At 55.4% G+C, this 16,231-nt stretch carries 19 protein-coding genes; 9 read left to right on the top strand and 10 right to left on the bottom strand.

Features of this window, described 5'->3' with window-relative positions; all coding sequences use genetic code 11:
- Positions 1 to 2: 2 nt before the first annotated feature.
- Entirely contained in the window at positions 3 to 1,070 is a 1,068-nt protein-coding gene (dinB, locus tag VN577_18660) for a DNA polymerase IV (protein HWR16856.1), read from the bottom strand.
- 11 nt (positions 1,071 to 1,081) lie between these two features.
- Positions 1,082 to 1,408, bottom strand: a complete 327-nt coding sequence (locus VN577_18665; GenBank protein ID HWR16857.1) for a DUF2200 domain-containing protein — start codon at positions 1,406 to 1,408, stop codon at positions 1,082 to 1,084.
- Between the two features lie 536 nt (positions 1,409 to 1,944).
- Here VN577_18665 and VN577_18670 point away from each other — a divergent pair.
- Positions 1,945 to 2,319, top strand: a complete 375-nt coding sequence (locus VN577_18670) for a hypothetical protein (GenBank protein ID HWR16858.1) — start codon at positions 1,945 to 1,947, stop codon at positions 2,317 to 2,319.
- 27 nt (positions 2,320 to 2,346) lie between these two features.
- Positions 2,347 to 4,170 carry a TonB-dependent receptor gene (locus VN577_18675; protein ID HWR16859.1) on the top strand — a complete coding sequence of 608 codons (1,824 nt, stop codon included), beginning with the start codon at positions 2,347 to 2,349 and terminating at the stop codon, positions 4,168 to 4,170.
- 123 nt (positions 4,171 to 4,293) lie between these two features.
- Here VN577_18675 and VN577_18680 read toward each other — a convergent pair whose 3' ends face one another.
- On the bottom strand, positions 4,294 to 4,599 hold the full coding sequence (locus VN577_18680) for a hypothetical protein (protein ID HWR16860.1): 306 nt from the start codon (positions 4,597 to 4,599) through the stop codon (positions 4,294 to 4,296).
- A 109-nt stretch (positions 4,600 to 4,708) separates the two neighbouring features.
- On the opposite strand from VN577_18680, the gene VN577_18685 reads away from it, so the two are divergent.
- The 4 genes from VN577_18685 to VN577_18700 all read left to right on the top strand — a co-directional run bounded on the left by VN577_18685 (position 4,709) and on the right by VN577_18700 (position 8,493).
- Positions 4,709 to 5,074 carry a VOC family protein gene (locus tag VN577_18685; GenBank protein ID HWR16861.1) on the top strand — a complete coding sequence of 122 codons (366 nt, stop codon included), beginning with the start codon at positions 4,709 to 4,711 and terminating at the stop codon, positions 5,072 to 5,074.
- A 232-nt stretch (positions 5,075 to 5,306) separates the two neighbouring features.
- Positions 5,307 to 6,479 (top strand): serine hydrolase domain-containing protein, encoded by a 1,173-nt coding sequence (locus VN577_18690; GenBank protein ID HWR16862.1) that lies wholly within the window; start codon positions 5,307 to 5,309, stop codon positions 6,477 to 6,479.
- A gap of 162 nt (positions 6,480 to 6,641) precedes the next feature.
- Positions 6,642 to 8,000 (top strand): alkaline phosphatase, encoded by a 1,359-nt coding sequence (locus tag VN577_18695; GenBank protein HWR16863.1) that lies wholly within the window; start codon positions 6,642 to 6,644, stop codon positions 7,998 to 8,000.
- Between the two features lie 295 nt (positions 8,001 to 8,295).
- Positions 8,296 to 8,493, top strand: a complete 198-nt coding sequence (locus tag VN577_18700) for a hypothetical protein (GenBank protein ID HWR16864.1) — start codon at positions 8,296 to 8,298, stop codon at positions 8,491 to 8,493.
- On the opposite strand, the gene VN577_18705 is transcribed toward VN577_18700, so the two are convergent.
- Positions 8,490 to 9,203 carry a response regulator transcription factor gene (locus tag VN577_18705; GenBank protein HWR16865.1) on the bottom strand — a complete coding sequence of 238 codons (714 nt, stop codon included), beginning with the start codon at positions 9,201 to 9,203 and terminating at the stop codon, positions 8,490 to 8,492. The genes VN577_18700 and VN577_18705 overlap by 4 nt on opposite strands.
- A gap of 132 nt (positions 9,204 to 9,335) precedes the next feature.
- On the opposite strand from VN577_18705, the gene VN577_18710 reads away from it, so the two are divergent.
- The gene (locus tag VN577_18710; protein ID HWR16866.1) at positions 9,336 to 10,670 is read left to right on the top strand and encodes a family 1 glycosylhydrolase; all 1,335 of its coding nucleotides are present in this window, start codon (positions 9,336 to 9,338) and stop codon (positions 10,668 to 10,670) included.
- Positions 10,671 to 10,673: 3 nt separating this feature from the next.
- Here the strand turns inward: VN577_18710 and VN577_18715 are convergent, their stop codons facing one another.
- Together VN577_18715 and VN577_18720 are read right to left on the bottom strand one after the other, a co-directional pair.
- Positions 10,674 to 11,381 (bottom strand): glycosyltransferase, encoded by a 708-nt coding sequence (locus tag VN577_18715; protein ID HWR16867.1) that lies wholly within the window; start codon positions 11,379 to 11,381, stop codon positions 10,674 to 10,676.
- Entirely contained in the window at positions 11,269 to 12,105 is an 837-nt protein-coding gene (locus VN577_18720; protein ID HWR16868.1) for a UDP-2,3-diacylglucosamine diphosphatase, read from the bottom strand. Before VN577_18720 ends, VN577_18715 begins: the two co-directional genes overlap by 113 nt.
- A gap of 124 nt (positions 12,106 to 12,229) precedes the next feature.
- On the opposite strand from VN577_18720, the gene VN577_18725 reads away from it, so the two are divergent.
- Positions 12,230 to 12,598 (top strand): STAS domain-containing protein, encoded by a 369-nt coding sequence (locus VN577_18725; GenBank protein ID HWR16869.1) that lies wholly within the window; start codon positions 12,230 to 12,232, stop codon positions 12,596 to 12,598.
- A gap of 3 nt (positions 12,599 to 12,601) precedes the next feature.
- On the opposite strand, the gene VN577_18730 is transcribed toward VN577_18725, so the two are convergent.
- Positions 12,602 to 12,967: an STAS domain-containing protein gene (locus VN577_18730; protein ID HWR16870.1), complete on the bottom strand. Its 366-nt coding sequence runs from the start codon at positions 12,965 to 12,967 to the stop codon at positions 12,602 to 12,604.
- Positions 12,968 to 13,704: 737 nt separating this feature from the next.
- Here VN577_18730 and VN577_18735 point away from each other — a divergent pair.
- Complete coding sequence (locus VN577_18735; GenBank protein ID HWR16871.1) at positions 13,705 to 14,127, top strand: arsenate reductase ArsC; 423 nt, start codon at positions 13,705 to 13,707, stop codon at positions 14,125 to 14,127.
- A gap of 55 nt (positions 14,128 to 14,182) precedes the next feature.
- Here the strand turns inward: VN577_18735 and VN577_18740 are convergent, their stop codons facing one another.
- From VN577_18740 to VN577_18750, 3 genes are all read right to left on the bottom strand, one after another.
- Positions 14,183 to 14,614, bottom strand: a complete 432-nt coding sequence (locus VN577_18740; GenBank protein ID HWR16872.1) for an SRPBCC domain-containing protein — start codon at positions 14,612 to 14,614, stop codon at positions 14,183 to 14,185.
- A gap of 70 nt (positions 14,615 to 14,684) precedes the next feature.
- A complete protein-coding gene (locus tag VN577_18745) occupies positions 14,685 to 15,740 on the bottom strand; it encodes an aldo/keto reductase (GenBank protein ID HWR16873.1) in 1,056 nt (351 codons plus the stop codon).
- A 108-nt stretch (positions 15,741 to 15,848) separates the two neighbouring features.
- On the bottom strand, positions 15,849 to 16,217 hold the full coding sequence (locus VN577_18750) for a nuclear transport factor 2 family protein (protein ID HWR16874.1): 369 nt from the start codon (positions 16,215 to 16,217) through the stop codon (positions 15,849 to 15,851).
- Between the last annotated feature and the right edge of the window lie 14 nt (positions 16,218 to 16,231).

The following is a 16,231-nucleotide window of genomic DNA, read 5'->3' on the forward strand; positions in this document are numbered from 1 at the left end:
GATCAGGGGAAGAGTCCCGGCTGAGTGCCCGGCTTCGCCGGCTCGCGGAAGTTGCTCAAACCTACACCGACTAGCCGATAGCGCTGCCGCGCGCCAAGGTGCACTCGTGCCCGCAGCTTCAGCGCGATCTCGGTCAGCTCTTCGCAAGAGGATGGGGGAGCAACCGGCGTGTAACTGCGCGTAAGGAGCTTGAACTCGCTTGTTTTGAGCTTGAGGACCACGGTGCGCGCGACCCGCGGCTCTTTGCGCGAAACAAGCCAGAGCTTCTCTGCCAGGCTGCGGATCATGGACTCGGTTTCCGAAAGCGGCACGTCATCGTCGAACGTGTCCTCGACGGAAATCGATTGCGTGGCCCGGTCAGGAAGCACCGGATGGTCGTCAATGCCACGCGCCAGCTCGTACAGGCGGACACCATACTTGCCAAACAGATTTTCGAGGGCAGGGAGCTCTAGGCCTCGCAGTTCGCGCACCGTCTTGATTCCGAGTAACGCCAGCTTCTCTTCGGTGACTTTGCCCACTCCGGGCAGGCGCCCGACCGGCAGCGGCAGCAGAAAGGCCTCGATTTGTTCCGGCTGGATCACGAACAATCCGTCCGGCTTGCGCCAGTCCGAGGCGAGTTTGGCCAGGAATTTGTTCGAGGCTACGCCGGCGGAGGCAGTAAGCTTCAGCTCTTGTCGGATTTGTTCACGAATCGTTCGTGCAACCAGAGTTGCCGTCGCCAGGCCGGTTTTGTTCTCGGTCACGTCCAGATACGCCTCGTCGAGTGACAGGGGCTCGATAAGATCTGTGTGCCGCTTCAAGATCCCGCGCACCGCTCGCGAAACCGCCCGATAGCGCGTGAAATCCGGCGGCACCATCACGGCTTCCGGGCATACCCGCTGTGCCTGGATGGCCGGCATGGCCGAATGTACGCCGAACCGACGGGCTTCATACGAAGCAGCGCAGACGACGGAACGCTTACCCTTCCAGGCCACAATCACTGGCTTGCCGAGCAAACGCGGGTGATCGCGCTGCTCGACCGAAGCGTAAAAGGCGTCCATGTCGACGTGGATGATCTTGCGGATTCCCATCCCCACCCTGCTCACTTCCTCAGGATCTTGTCCATGGCCTTTCCCCTGGCCAGTTCATCCACCAGCTTGTCCAGATAACGGATTTGTCGCATGAGCGTATCCTCGATCTCCTCCACGCGATGACCGCAGATCACGCCGGTGATCTTGGACACGTTCGGGTTGATCCGTGGTGCCCGGCCGAAGAATGTCTCGAGGTCGACCTTGTTGTTGATTTGTTGTTGCAGCGTCGCTTCATCGTAGCCCGTGAGCCAGTAGATGATGGCATGTACCTCCTCCTTGGTACGACCTTTCTTCTCCGCCTTGGTGATGTAATGTGGGTAAACGCTCGCGAACGGCATTCTAAAAAGTCTCGGGTTGTCCATCGATTCGATGCTCCTTAACTGTACCGCTTTCGTTCCTATGCGGACCGAGCCCGCCTGATTCACTCCCGCTGCGATGAGGAAGGCGTGTTCAGGACAAGGGGAGCCGTTGCTGGCTCCGCCTCAGCAGAACCTGCACGCGCGGTTAGGGCTGGGAGTCACTGCCAGCCTCCATCAGCCCTGCGCATGAAAGCGAAGATAAACCATTCCATGAAGGAGGTGCCGGAAATCGCCGGATGAGGGATTTACTGAAGGACTCTGCTTACCAGCGATGCTATGGAGCAGCCCTTTTCTGATCGCCATGGCGTCGACCTTGCACCGTCCAGACTTCCACAAGAAAGTTGGACTCAATGGTACAAAACGCGTGCCTGGTGCGTAGTAGCTGCTAACCGACTTTAGCGAATGCCTCTCCGGCATCAAAACCGTTCGGGTGGGGCGGTATACCGCAGACCGCGGAAACGTGAAAAGTTGAGACACCGTCTTATGGCCTGAGCCGTTGACGGAGTAGAGGAGTAATGCTGATCGCCAGAGTATGGCACGGTATCACGATGGAGAAAGCTGCTGATGAATATCTGCGGCATATCGAACAGACAGCCGTCCCAAGGTACCGGGACACGCCTGGGCACGTAAGCGCCCTTGTACTGCGAAGGGTGGCATCGGGCGTTGCCGAGTTCTTCGTACTCTCCATCTGGGAATCCTACGAAGCGATCCGGTTGTTTACTGGTTCGAAGGACATCAGCAAGCCGGTCTACTATGAAGAGGACTACAAGTATTTGTGCTTTCCCGAGCCTCGGGTGGTTCATTACGAACTCGCGGTTGGAGCGGATCGGTTCTCCAATACGGATGGCGGCTGCGGCTCATACTCACCAACTGACCCGAAGCATCGCTAATCAAGATGATCTCTAGAAAGGACGGGCATGAGTCTGGGGGAACGCTCGATCAGGCTGTTCGTGTTCCTGTTGCTGTCACCGTTGGGTGCTGACGCCCAACAAAATTGCTCCACCAAGCCGGAGACCTTAACGAAAATTGCGCCGGATCAACAGACCTTCATGGTTACCGGCACCTACCAGCCCATACCCCTCGATGATTCTGAGCGCTCCCTCCGGGCGATTGACTTCGCCGAGTCCGCGGAACTTTATGGTTCCTGGGCGGACGGGGTTCGGCTTGATCCGTCGGTGGACCTCCGCCAGCGGGCGCCGGGCACCCAAGCCGATCTTTCCATCCGCGGCTCCTCCTTTGGGCAAACCTTGGTCCTCGTTGATGGACTGCGCGTCAACGATGCTCAGAGTGGCCACCACAATCTGGATCTACCACTTCCGTTTGCCTCACTTGACAGAATCGAGATCTTGCACGGAAGCGGATCCACGATGTACGGGTCTGACGCAGTTGGCGGAGCCGTCAACTTCATTACCGCAGCGCCCAGAAGGGAAGTCGTTCTGGGCACCGCCGCAGGGAACTTCGGGGTAAATGAACAGCATGGGTCGGTTGCGTATTGGCAGGGACGAGTCTCCGGGCAGATAGGTTTTACGCGCGCCTTCTCGTCGGGATTCACAAAGGATCGCGACTACCGCAACCTGGCGGTCGCCTCCGGCGCGCGTTTCGCCACGCGTCTCGGAACGACATCGCTATCGATAGGCATGAGTGACCGGCCCTTCGGCGCCGATCAGTTTTACGGCAACTTCAATTCCTGGGAGCGCACGAAAAGCTGGTTTTTGGGGAGCTCGCAGGAACTGGGGGCTCATACTCAGGCAGCTTTCGGGTATCGTCGGCACACCGACCAATTTGTCCTGCTCCGCGACCGTCCTGCGTTTTATCGGAACGACCACATCACGGAGAGCTATCAACTCGCCTTCCGCCGGGTTGACCGCTTGGCAAAGGGTCTCACGGCGTTCTACGGAGTGGAAGCTTATCGGGACGCGATGGACCGCAGCAATCTCGGCTACCACATCCGCAACCGGGGTGCGTTCTATGCGAGTCAGAACTTCGCCTCCCGCAAGCGGTTCAGCTTTTCAACCGGTCTGCGCGTCGAGATCTACGCGGACGGGAACGCCCAGTTTAGTCCGCAGATCTCATTGGGCTATCGCATCTCGGATCGCATCAAGCTCAAGAGCTCGGTCAGCCACGCTTTTCGTCTTCCCACATTTACCGACCTCTACTACCAGGATCCCGGCAATATCGGAAACCCCAATTTAAAACCGGAGCGCGCCTGGAGTTATGAACTCGGGCTCGTCCAGAAATGGAATGATCGTCTAGTTCTAGAAGCCACTATCTTCACTCGCCGGGAGCGCGACGGGATTGACTACGTTCGTGCTTCTCCCGACTCAGTCTGGCGTGCGGCCAATATGGATCGCTTGCAGTTGACCGGGGTTGAGATCAACGCGGCAATTACCCAAGGCCATCAGAAGGTGGACCTTGGATACACGGGGATCTACGGGAGGGTTGAGCCGACCGGCATGTTGATCTCAAAATACATCCGCAACTATCCAGTGCATCAGGCAACAGCGGGGTGGCTTGGCTGTCTTGGTGGGAGGGTTCGATTACGGGCGAGGATGGGTATCACGGACCGATCCGGACGAAGCGCTTATCCACTGGCGGAACTCGCCGCTTCCAGAAGCTTTGGTCATATCTCGCCGTATCTCCGAATCGGCAACATCACCAACACTGGGTACGAAGAAATCGAAGGCGTCCGCATGCCGGGGCGGTCGTATGTTGCCGGTCTGAGGTTTCGCCTCGACTATTAAACCGATCTGCCCGCGAATAAAGTGAAGGCGGAGGTACGGTCAAGTCGCGCTGAGTGCTGGGTGGTTCCGGTAGGGAAGCGAAAGGTAACTGCAGAAGCAGAAACGGAAGAGATTGCGTGGACGTTAGCTTTGCTTGCGCCGAATCCAGGGACGTTCTACTCGGTATATCGGAATCGCAGTCGGGTTCTTCAGCACCACGTGAATGAGCTTGCGCCGCTTCAGGAGTCTCACGGCGCTCTGCACGGCAGACTTCGACAGTCCCGTGCCTTCCGCGACCTCTCGGTAGCTCAGCAAAGCCTCTTTGCGGCCAATTCCGACAGTTTGTCTCCATACATATAAGTAAACAAGGAAGGCCGAGGGGCGCCGGTCGTGTTGGCTGAGATCGCGCATGAGCACATCGACAATGTAGGGATCTAACAAGAAGTTCATCGAAGCTACCTATCCGTTCAATTACTATAGCAGACAATACTATAGGAGAGAGAATTTTCTTTTCAGCCGCTTGATTCGTGCCTACACTAGCGCAGCGAGGAGGATGTTTATGATCAAAGCGGTAAAGTTCGTCAGCATTCCTGTGCGGGACCAAGATCAAGCTCTGGCTTTCTACACAGAAAAACTCGGTTTCCAGATTCTGACTGACCAGCCCTTCGACGACAAGCAGCGTTGGATCGAACTCCGCATTCCAGGCAGTGAGACCAGGATTGTCCTTTTCACTCCTCCTGGCCAGGAAGATCGGATCGGCTCGTTTTCCAATGTGAGTTTTATGACCGAGGACATCGACCGAACGTATCAAGAGCTGAAGGAGCGCGGAGTGGTATTCACCGTCCTTCCCACGAAGCAACCCTGGGGCCGATTTGCCAAGTTCCAGGATGTTGATGGCAATCAGTTCGTCCTCTCGACCAAATAGCGGAAACGAAACCCTGTCCAACTGATTGGGAAATGATTCGGCAAAGCACAGTCAGCTTGAGGCGCGCGCTGCGGCCCTCAGAAGATCTTGTCGTAAGCTCCCGAAATGGCTGGCACTCTTGGTACTTGTGAGGATGGCTCGGGCTGCCTCGGACAGCTTCCTTGCATGGTTGTGCTGTTTGGGATCGGTCTCGAGTCCAACCAAAGCTGCGGGTATTGTGTGGGGGGTGAAAATGACAAGATTTCTAGCGGCAGGTTCGCGACAGCAGGTATTAATTGTGATCGTGGCGGTACTTGGGTTGGGGAATTCTGTTCTGGTTGAAGCTCAGCCAGCCCGGAGACGTTCTTCGACCAGCGGCCAATTGAAGACAACGGATTCATCTGTCAACCGGGCCGCTGCAAAGTTCATGTCGAATGGCTGTCACGTTGGCTTATCGATCGCTGTTGTTAGAGAAACTGAAACGAGGTTCTACAACTACGGCTCTACATCGCGCAACGTCAAGGATCTGCCCTCCGCCGATAGCGTTTACGAGGTCGCATCGGTCACCAAAACGTTCACTGGTGTATTGGCCGCTAAGGCGGTCACAGAGCGCCGGATGGACCTCGATGGTGACTTCAGAAAGTACCTCCCCCAACCCTATCCCAATCTGGCCTTCGAGGGTTACCCGATCACCCTTCGTAGCCTCGCTACCCACCGGTCAGGTTTACCGAGAGATCTGCCAGACACGGACGATCTTTACGCGCACCCTGATTTCGAGCGTTTGCCCTATAAACTCATCGAGCGCGATTCCGCCTATGATCGATCACGATATTTGCGTGAATTACATACCGTACGGTTGAAAAGCAGACCTGGAACGAAGGAGGTCTATTCGAACCTGGGAATGAAGGTGATAGGTTTCGCTCTTGAAGTGGTCTACAACGCTCCCTTTGAAGTGCTGATCCGACAAAATATTCTCGAGCCTCTTCACATGAGTTCGACCGGATTCGTGGTCAATGCGGAGCAAGGTCGCCTCGTACATGGATATAGTCGCGGAGGCAATGCCATGCCTTACCATCTACGCAATGCCGGTGCCGCCTATGGCCTCTACTCCTCGACACGCGACATGGCAAAGTATGTTCAATGGCAACTTAATGAATCCGACCCCGTGATTCACTTAGCCCATTCATTGCTGTATAGAGACACCGACGACGGACAAGCGCTGATCTGGAACGTAACTACCAAGCAGGGCTCCCGCATTTTGTGGCACGGTGGCGGGACGTTTGGCATGACAAGCCAGGTAGTTCTCTTTCCCGATGATAAGGAAGGCTACGTCCTGCTTGCGAATGACACGTGCGAAGGAACAGAAGCCGCGATGAAGGACATTGCCATAGCGGTCCACAAGACACTTGAGCCAAAGCCTCACTGACCCGGTATGAGGACCTGGCTGTGTAAAGAACGTCGCAAAGAGCCTTTGCCTGCTGAAATTCGCCAGCCGTTAACCTCCTTTTGAACGGTCATTCACAATCTGCGTTTACGGTTTCTGCTTGCATGGCCTTTGCGGCCTGACTACACGCAGGAGTTACACACGATGCAGATTCGACCTGTTGTTCAGTCCATCGTCGCAGCAGCGATGATCCTTAGCCTTGCTTTTCCTGGGCACCTCAGTGCCGCCGACCGTAGCAAAACAGTTGAGCAGTCCATCGAGGGAGGAAGAGCGAAAAACGTAATCCTATTTCTTGGCGATGGCATGGGCGATTCCGAAATCACGATCGCCCGTAATTATCATGTGGGCGCTGCCGGACGTTTAGTCATGGATTCGTTGCCTTTGACCGGAGCCTATACCACCTTCGCCGTCGAAGAGAGTGATCCATCTCTACCGAACTACGTGACCGATTCCGCGGCGAGCGGCACGGGTTGGTCCACTGGACACAAGACGAGCAATGGACGCGTCTCCACCCTTCCCGGAACCAACTTCATCTCGCCGATCCCAACCATTCTCGAACTCGCCCAGCAGGCTGGGTATCTTACTGGCGATGTCTCCACCGCTGAATTGACGGATGCGACGCCCGCCGTCCTCGCTTCACACGTCAACGCCCGTGGATGCCAGGGCCCATCCGACATGTCCGCCTGTGCAATCTACAAGAAATCCAATGGCGGGCCAGGATCGATTGCCGAACAGCTCGTGGATCACAAGGTGGATGTTCTGCTTGGCGGCGGTCGTCAGCGGTTCGCGCAAAAAACCGACGCTGGCCCAACCGTCATCGAGCACGCACAATCTCTTGGTTACAGGGTTATTGCCGATGCTGCGGCCCTTAGTTCAATCTCCAAAGGACAGCGCGTCCTCGGCCTGTTTAATAACGGCAACATGTCACTCGAGTGGTCGGGGCAGCTCGCGCAACCCGGTAACAGCGGTCCGCAACGGTGTCTCGAAAACCAGCGGCCCTCCAATGAACCTAGTCTCGCGGACATGACCCGCAAAGCTCTTGAATTACTCGATCGCTCGGAAGGCAACGGCAGCGGAGCGGCAAACGGAAAACCCGGATTCTTCCTCCAGGTTGAGGGAGCCTCCATCGACAAGCAAGATCACGCGGAAAATCCGTGCGGCCAGATCGGTGAAACGATCGCCTTCGACGCGGCAATCGCCGTGGGTCTCGAATATGCGAAGTTGCACCCAGATACGTTAATCATTGTGACGGCGGATCACGCGCACACCAGCCAGATTGTTGATCCCGGCTCGAAGCACCCTGGATCCGTCAGCATCCTTACCACTGCCGATGGTGCCAACATGTACGTAAGTTATGCTACCGAAGCGCACGGCGTTTCCCAGGACCATACCGGCTCCCAAGTACGAATCGCCGCCCAAGGTCCGCAAGCCGCCAACGTCGTTGGCGTCAGCGACCAGACTGATCTGTTCCATACCATGGCGCGAGCTCTCGGACTGGAGTAGGTCCACATCCCACGTTGAACCGCGAGGAGTAATCCTCGCAGTTCAAGGGGGTCTCACCGCGTAGCGTGGCAGAAGAACTACCGCTGATTCCTGCGACGTAGAGACGCAACTGGCCGGCCTTGTTGACCGCCTCACTACTCTTCTTTGAACCCTCGGCGCGGATCTGCTTCGGCAGTTCTACACAATTTCCTGAAACTGGCGAGAAATATGTTTGCAGGTGTCATCGGTCGAAATCCCAGCCACTCAAAGCCAAAGCGTTGAAGCGAAATATGGTTTTACGACTGAGAGGCACTTCATGACAGCATCAGAGAAGATCCCTATCTGGCTCAATCCTCCGCGTTTCTGGGCAGCGACGCAAGGCATGAAACCCGAGCAGGCCGATTCATTGATGAAGAAAGTGTCTGAACTGGCCGAACGCAGGGAAACAGATGCGCTCCGGCAATTTGACTTCATTATCGTCGGGAAACTCGGAACAAAGAAGAAGGCTTCTTAACTGGCAATTTCTGTTCGCGGAAGAACGAATTTGTACCCGGATCCTCGCACCGTCAGCAAGTACTGTGGTTTCTCGGGATCGAGTTCTATCTTCTCGCGGAGCTTGCTTATGTAAACGTCGACCGACCTCCGACTCGAGAAACTCGTATCGCCCCATACTGCTTCGCGAAGACGGTCTCGCGTGAAGACCAGACCCGGCGATTGTACGAGGAATTTGAGCAGTCGGAACTCTACCGCGGTGGTGGGGACTTGCAGGCGATTCACTCGTAGCACCATCGCCGCCGAGTCAATTTCTACATGCCCAAACTGAATCATGGGATCGGGAAGCCCAGCGTACCGCCTAAGCACCGCCTGGGCCCGGGCCACCATCTCACGTGGACTGAATGGTTTGGTCATATAGTCATCCGCCCCTGCATCGAACCCGGCTAGCATGTCATCTTCGCTAATCTTAGCTGACGCCATGATCACGGGAATTCGCGCGAGTTTCTGGTTGCTGCGAATTAACCGGCACAAATCAAGGCCATTTATACCGGGGAGCATAACGTCCAGAATGAACAGATCGGGCGGTTCGACGAGCGCTTCTTGGATCACCTTATCGACGCTAAAGAAATGACGACATTTCATTCCTGCCGAGCGCAGGTTGAGTTTGATAAGCCCCGCTATCTCCTTATCATCTTCGACGATAAAAACAGTTGGTTCTTGCACCGGCATGCCCGAAGTGAGATCACTTGATGTAACGCTAAGTGCCAGACATTTCTGTTTTGTGAAAGTAACGTGAATCGACTGTTACAGGGTGATGAGTCTTAACAAAGGCGAAACATCAAACGCAGATAATTCCATCGAATGCTCTCGTTCCCGCGCGGATTTCTTTGGGGTGTATCCACCAGTGCCCATCAATTCGAAGGTCACAATAATCGGAATCAATGGGCGACTTGGGAAAGAACGGGTCGTATTCGGTCAGGTCACTCGAGCCGAAACGGTTGTGAGTGGTGGCGCGAAGCTTCACGGGACCTCACGTTATGCCGGGAGCTTGGACTAAAAGCTATCCGCATTTCCGTAGATTGGGGCAGACTTGAACCTGCGGAGGGTACTTGGTGTTGGGACACGGTCTACCGTTACCGCGCTCTGCTCGAGGAGATACACCGTGTGGGAATGCGTCCCTTCATTACCCTCCATCACTTCACGCATCCACAGTGGTTCGAAGAGAGAGGCGGATTCAACCGGCGCTCGTCTACAGCCCGCTTTGCCAGGTTCGCTGAATTTGTCGTCTCCCAAATGGGCGGATTGTGCTCTGATTGGCTGACGTTCAATGAACCTAACGTATATACCGCTTTGGGATACCTGTTCGGTGAGTTTCCTCCCGGCGAGCGAAATCAGCTTTGGAAATATGCTCGGGTCATGACCAACATGCATCGGGCGCATGCGGTCGCTTATGATCGGATAAAAGCTGTGCAGGCGGATGCCTCCGTGGGCATAGCCACGAACTGGGTTGAGTTCAGGCCGGCAACGCCTTCGCGACCCGATCGGTTTCTGGCGGGTCTCTACGATTCTGTATTTAACCGCTCGACTTTAGGCCTTTTGGGTTCAGGAAGCATGCCATTGCCATTAAGAATGCTTGCTTCGGAAGTTCCCGAAGTTACCGGAAAACTGGATTTCGTCGGACTCAACGTCTATAACCGTCTTTATGTAAAGATGCCATCGGATGCAGCTTCGAGAAAAACCGGAGGCATTTTCGTTCCTTCCGATGTACCGCAAGGCGATCACGGTTGCGAGTTGCCTTACGGCGAAGCCTTTCCGCACGCAATCACATCAGCTGCGCAGGCGTATTCCATACTGAAGGTCCCCATCTACATCACTGAAAATGGCGTACCTGATCGCTCCGACCGCATCCGGCCTTGGGTCATAGTCGCAACACTTCGTAACGTGCATGCCCTAATCGAAAAGGGTGTCGATATCCGCGGCTATTTCCACTGGAGTATCGTCGATAACTTTGAGTGGAGTGAAGGATGGACCCTGCGGTTCGGCTTGTACGAAGTAGACCCCAGAACCCAGGATCGAACTCCCAGGCCAAGTGCTGAGCTCTATAGAAACATTGTCGGACAGAATGGTTTGGATGACGAGCAGCTCAGCAGGTTTTCCGACCCGCCCGTCCCGACGGCCCCCGTTATGGGCCGCTAACCTTCAGAACTCGTGCTTCCAGTAGTTGTGGTCTCGCAAGAAATAGCTTCGGTCGAAGGTGTGCATAGCGGTGTTGAGGAACATTCTTGCAATACGCAGATGTCCCATCTTCCGGAACCTGCGGTTTGAGGTGAGAATGTGCCCCTTGACGATCCCGAACCGCAGCGGCGACACCTGCTTGCTCAGCAGGTAATCCTCGGCGTAGAGCGCCCGCTCATCAAAGCCACCCAACTCCTTGAATCTCAAGCGGTCAAAGAGCATAAACATACCGGTGGCAAAGGGTTTCGCAAAAGACGCAAAGTGCTGGACAGCGTTATTGCCCCTGAACATCAATCCATCCATCGCGGTCCCACCCTTACAACGTATGTCAGAGGTAAGACAGTGAAGCTTTCTGTTCTTCATCTTCTCCATCGCCCGACGAAGCAATGTCGGATCGGGGAGTTCGATATCGGCGTCCATGAACAGCACGTACGGCGTGGTTGCGCGACGTGCGCCTTCGTTGCGGCCGACGGCCGGTAGTCCGCCGGATATGACAGAAATATCCAAGCGGTCTGCGAAAAGCAGGGCTGATTCGACAGTCAGGTCCGTCGAACCGGCGTCAGCAACGAACACTCTGGTATGCGGCATAAGCGGGTAGTCCTGCTTGATCAAAGAGGTCAGCAGGTACGGCAAGTTCCGGGCTTCGTTCTTTGCCGGAATTACGATGGTCAATTCCCCCTGAGTATTCACAGATGTTCACTCCTTCCTCGCCGACCGTAACGTAAGTCGCGCGAGCATCAATCCAGGATCCGGTGTTGTAGTAGGCAATTCCATCGACGTGCGCCTGCACTGCAACGTGTGTGTGGCCACAAAAGACTCGGTTGATGTTGCCGGCCTTCGCATAAGCGAGTGCGCCGCTCATGATCCTTGGCGACATGCGAGAAAAACGTGTGTTCAAGCGATCGACAAATCGAGACACACATTTACTCGGCCTATCGAGCTTTTGTATGACGTCGTGGTAAAAGAACTCGCCGAAACGAACCAGGTATGGATTGCGCTTTATGAAGGTATCGAATTGATGCCCGTGGATCGCGAGGTGGCGCTTTTGTGAGTATTCCCATACGAAACGCTGGTACACGGGTACGCCAACCAGATGGGACATAACATTGGACAACCCAAAATCGTGATTGCCTTCGACCCATATCACTTCCACTTTTCGTTTGGGGTTTGAGAGCTTGCGGATACAGGAGAGAAATTTCCAGTGATCGCCGTTGAGTCGGCGGAAATTCAAATCAGAAAAGATATCGCCGAGAAGGATCAGTCGCCGGTATGTCAGCGACTGAATCAAATCGAGCGCATCACGAGCCCGGCTCACCTCTGATCCGAGGTGCAGGTCCGAGATCAGCAGCGTATCGACAAGCGCCTCCGCCATGATGGCAGAGTACTTGTGAACCATTTCTTATCGATGACGAGCGGGTTAATATTCTGCAACAATTTCTACCCTCGGCAAAACAGCAGAATTTATCCGGCTGACATTCTCCATTAACACTGTCGTGTCACTCTTGTTCCTGTAGAGGTGAATGATGTACCTCCAGGCAGACATTAGCCGTATTCAGCTGTGTGTTCTCGTTCGCTGTCGTGGCAAGATCTACTTCGGCAACGAAGTCAGTGATATCGGAAAAAGAGTGAAGGAAGCCGATCCGGGGCACCAGAGAGTTATCGTGGATGTATCGGAACTGGATGAACTCCGGACGGGGGATCTCGGCATGCTGTGGCTCCGGTATATGGAGGCCCGAGCTCGGGGATGGCGTATCGCCTTCGTCAAGTTGCCCATCGGACTGCAAGCTATGCTGCAACTCCACTCGGTGGGTGATGCCTTCGAGGTCTACAGAACCGAGACGGACGCGGTGGCGGCATTGCAGAGCAATAGAACCGGCATCGTCGGGTGAAGCTTAGGAGGAGGCAGCCGCAGCCCGCACCTCCGCCTGAGCGGATTCGACGTCGGGGTAGAACTTAAATAGGGAATCTACGTGCGTCACCTTTAGCATTTGCATCACGCGCTCGGAGACGCCGGCTAATGCCATTCTCCTTTTCTTGTTGGTGCAGGATACTTGTGCGTTAATGAGAGAACCGATGGCCGCCGAGTCGACGTAGTTCACGGCGGAAAGATCGAACACCAGGGACTCTGTCGTTACCGAGCGCCAGCTCTCCTGGAAGCGGAAGATGTGCTCTAACACCAGGCCTCCCGCGGGCGAGATGATCGTTGTGTGCGCGTCGTTGCTGTAACTGACCTTAAGATCGAAATCGTGATTCCCCATGCAGGCTAAGCTCCTGCATCCCTTGTACTAGCGCCTGAACCGCAGCACAAGACCTCGACCGAAATCTTAACCTTCTTTTAACACTCTTAACTTCCAGTTAACAATCCAGGCGAGTCTTGGTCGGTCCCCGACCAGTTGGTGTCGGGAAACCGCTCGACTCTCCCGGTCTTCGTCCCGAGCATCGAGTTCAACAATTCAATTGTAAATTCGTGGTGAGGGTCGTTCTTGCGCACAACCAGGCGGATCAGGGTGCCCAGTAACAGGATGGTTCCAGCTAATAGGATGCAGGCGTACATAACTCCCACCTCCATCATTTGTGGATCCATCATCCCGCCAAATTGTTAATAGGTGATTAACAGCGCATACCTCTTGCGCCGCGATTCAGACGGGTGGAAGCGGTGAGCTTATGGGGAGAACCCAGCCGGCTCGATTCCCAAGCACCCCGCACCATCGTGCCGACGGCGTTTTCATCGTGCAGTCGACGGCTCGCCTGAGCCAGCTACACATCGCAAAAGCAGAGACATCGGCCAACCAGGGCTTTACAACAGCCAGGTCCCGGTGGCGCGACGGTCCGGTTAAGCGCGATCGTAAGCGACCTATTCGTATATACGCAAAGGCAAATATATCGTGTTAGTATCGCGCTAGCAGTTTCATCCGCTATTGCAATTCACTCTTGTCGTCCCATCGATAGCCATGGCGAGCTGTAGCCCTGGAGCGACGCGCCAACAGGAACTCGCATGAAAACCAGAGTATTGTTTCTGTGTACCGGAAACTCTTGTCGCAGCCAGATGGCCCAGGGCTTTCTCCGTGCCTACGCTTCTGAAAGGTTTGAAGCGCATAGTGCCGGAACGAATCCTTCGGGAATCAACCCGCTGGCAGTGCAAGTGATGAACGAAGTCGGCATCGACATCTCTGGGCAGCGGTCGAAGCACGTCGCCGAGTATCAGGGGCAGGATGTCTCGCTTGTTGTCACCGTCTGCAATAACGCAAAAGAGCAATGTCCCATCTTCCCGGGGCGCTGCCTAAGAGAGCATTGGCCATTCGAAGATCCGGCCGAAGCTGCCGGCAGCCTTGAGCACCGGCTAAACGTGTTCCGGAGGGTTCGCGATGAAATCGACGTCCGTGTCCGAGCTTTCGTCGCACAAAGCCCGAAAATGTAGCCGTCATGAAATCGCGACTGCTTCGGGCAAAACGGAGCTACTTGGTGACCTGCGCTCACCGGCACCGGGATAGTGATTCGACCACACGCTTCAAATTCTCGAGCACGGCTCGCCATGCATCGCGATTCGAGGCGAAGAATCGGCTACTCTCGTCGTATCCCGTTTGTCGAAAGTCGAGCTTTGTCTGCCCGGCAGCGGGCGCAAGCTCAAAAATGAAGTGCGTTCCCGTCCACACCGACGCGGGACTAGGCGCCGGATGTGTACTGATGCACTCCCACTCGATGCGAGCGTTCGGGATGAGGTCTACGACCCTGAGTTGCACGATGCCGTGTTCGGCACCGGGATTGTGTTCCAGCACGAGACCGCTGTCGGTGTGACGCGGTGTTTGCCTGTCCCACCAGGTGGAGATTCCGTCCGCAGTCGCGATCGCGTCGTAAATGCGGGATACCGGCGCGTCGATGAGCAGTTGGTGATGAATGGTGACCATTTTCAATCCAATCTCCGTTCTGATCTGGCAACGGTCCCAGCCGGAACGCACCCTTGCCGTGAGCGAAAATCTACGACCCAGTTTGTCGTCGTTCGCCCGAGCTGTCGAGCGCTTCCATCATTGGCTGATCGGTCAGGTTCCGAATGAACCAGTTCGGATAGACCGGTGCAAGCGCGGTGACGGCGTCGAGTTCCGCCATTTCCGCGTCGGAGAGCCTCACTTCGAGAGCTTTCAGGTTGTCGGCAAGTTGGTGCTGCTTGGTTGCTCCAAGCATCACGCTCGTAACCATATTGCGGGCTAGGAGCCACGCGATTGCAACCTGTGCGACACTGGCCTGATGCCTGTCGGCGATCTTTCGCAGCTGCTCCACAACTTTGAATCCGTGCTCCTTGTCGAATGGCAGAATATCGAAGCCCGAATAGCGATGGTTCGGATCGGCCAAGGTTTCAGGGGTGTACTTGCCGCTCAGAAATCCGGAAGCGAGCGGACTCCAGACAGTCAGGCCCAGGCCGTAACGCCGCATCATCGGGATCACGTCGCGCTCTACATCGCGACCCAGGAGCGAATAGTACATCTGTCCGTGCGTGAACGGCGCAAGCCCGTGCGCCTTCTGGATTTCGAGTGCGGCCGCGGCCTTCCAGGCCGACCAGTTGGAGAAGCCCAGATAGCGGACCTTACCTTGCCGAACCACCGCATCCAACGCCGCAAGAGTTTCCTCGATCGGCGTGAACGGATCCTCGCGGTGGGCAATGTAGATGTCGATCCAGTCGGTACCGAGTCGCTGCAGACTACGGTCCACAGACCAGAGGATGTGTCGACGTGACAGTCCGGATTGGATCAGTGGGATGCCGGTGCGAAATCCAACTTTCGTTGCTATTACAACCTGATCGCGCTTTTTCTTGAGGGCAGCACCAAGCAGCGATTCGGATTCGCCATTTGCGTAGGCGTCGGCAGTATCGAAGAAGTTAATGCCCGCATCAAGTGCCATCCCGACGAGCTCGTCGGCCAACTCCGCTCCAACCTTGTAAATCGACGCTATATCTCGGTTGCCGCTGGTGAACGTCATCGCCCCGAAACCAAGGCGCGAAACCGTAAGCCCGGTATTACCCAGAATTGTGTACTGCACCGGCCCTCCTCAAACATCCAAAATTAGAGCCGCCCAAGCGGCGGTATTCTACTGTTTCTGTGCGCCCATTGATTCTGATTCGTGCACCTTCTCACCCCTGCCAGGATTTCAGAAAACTCCGTTCTCGTTGGGAGAGTCCTTTAGGATCTGCTGTCCCAAGTCCCAAAGTTCGGCGACGTGGTTCTCTTCGAAACGAAAAATATGGACAACGGCGGCGCCAGGGTCGTCATGATTTTGTGTGACGTGGGATAAAGTAATCACCGTATCCCCGCCTTCAAAGACCCTCCTGACCTCAAGCTTCTTGTTCGGGTTCTTTTTTGCAGCCTGTTCCACCGCTGCCATGAGACTCTGACGATCCCCTTTGCAGAATTGATTGTGGTGAATGAATCTGGGCGAAATGAAATTATCGTAGGCTTCTCTGATGTTGCGATTGGCAACCATTGTTAGAAACGCCCTGGCAGCTTCTTTTTGGGACATTTATGTTTCCTCCT

The sequence above is a fragment of the Terriglobales bacterium genome (assembly GCA_035561515.1).
Classification (GTDB): domain Bacteria; phylum Acidobacteriota; class Terriglobia; order Terriglobales; family Acidobacteriaceae; genus DATMXP01.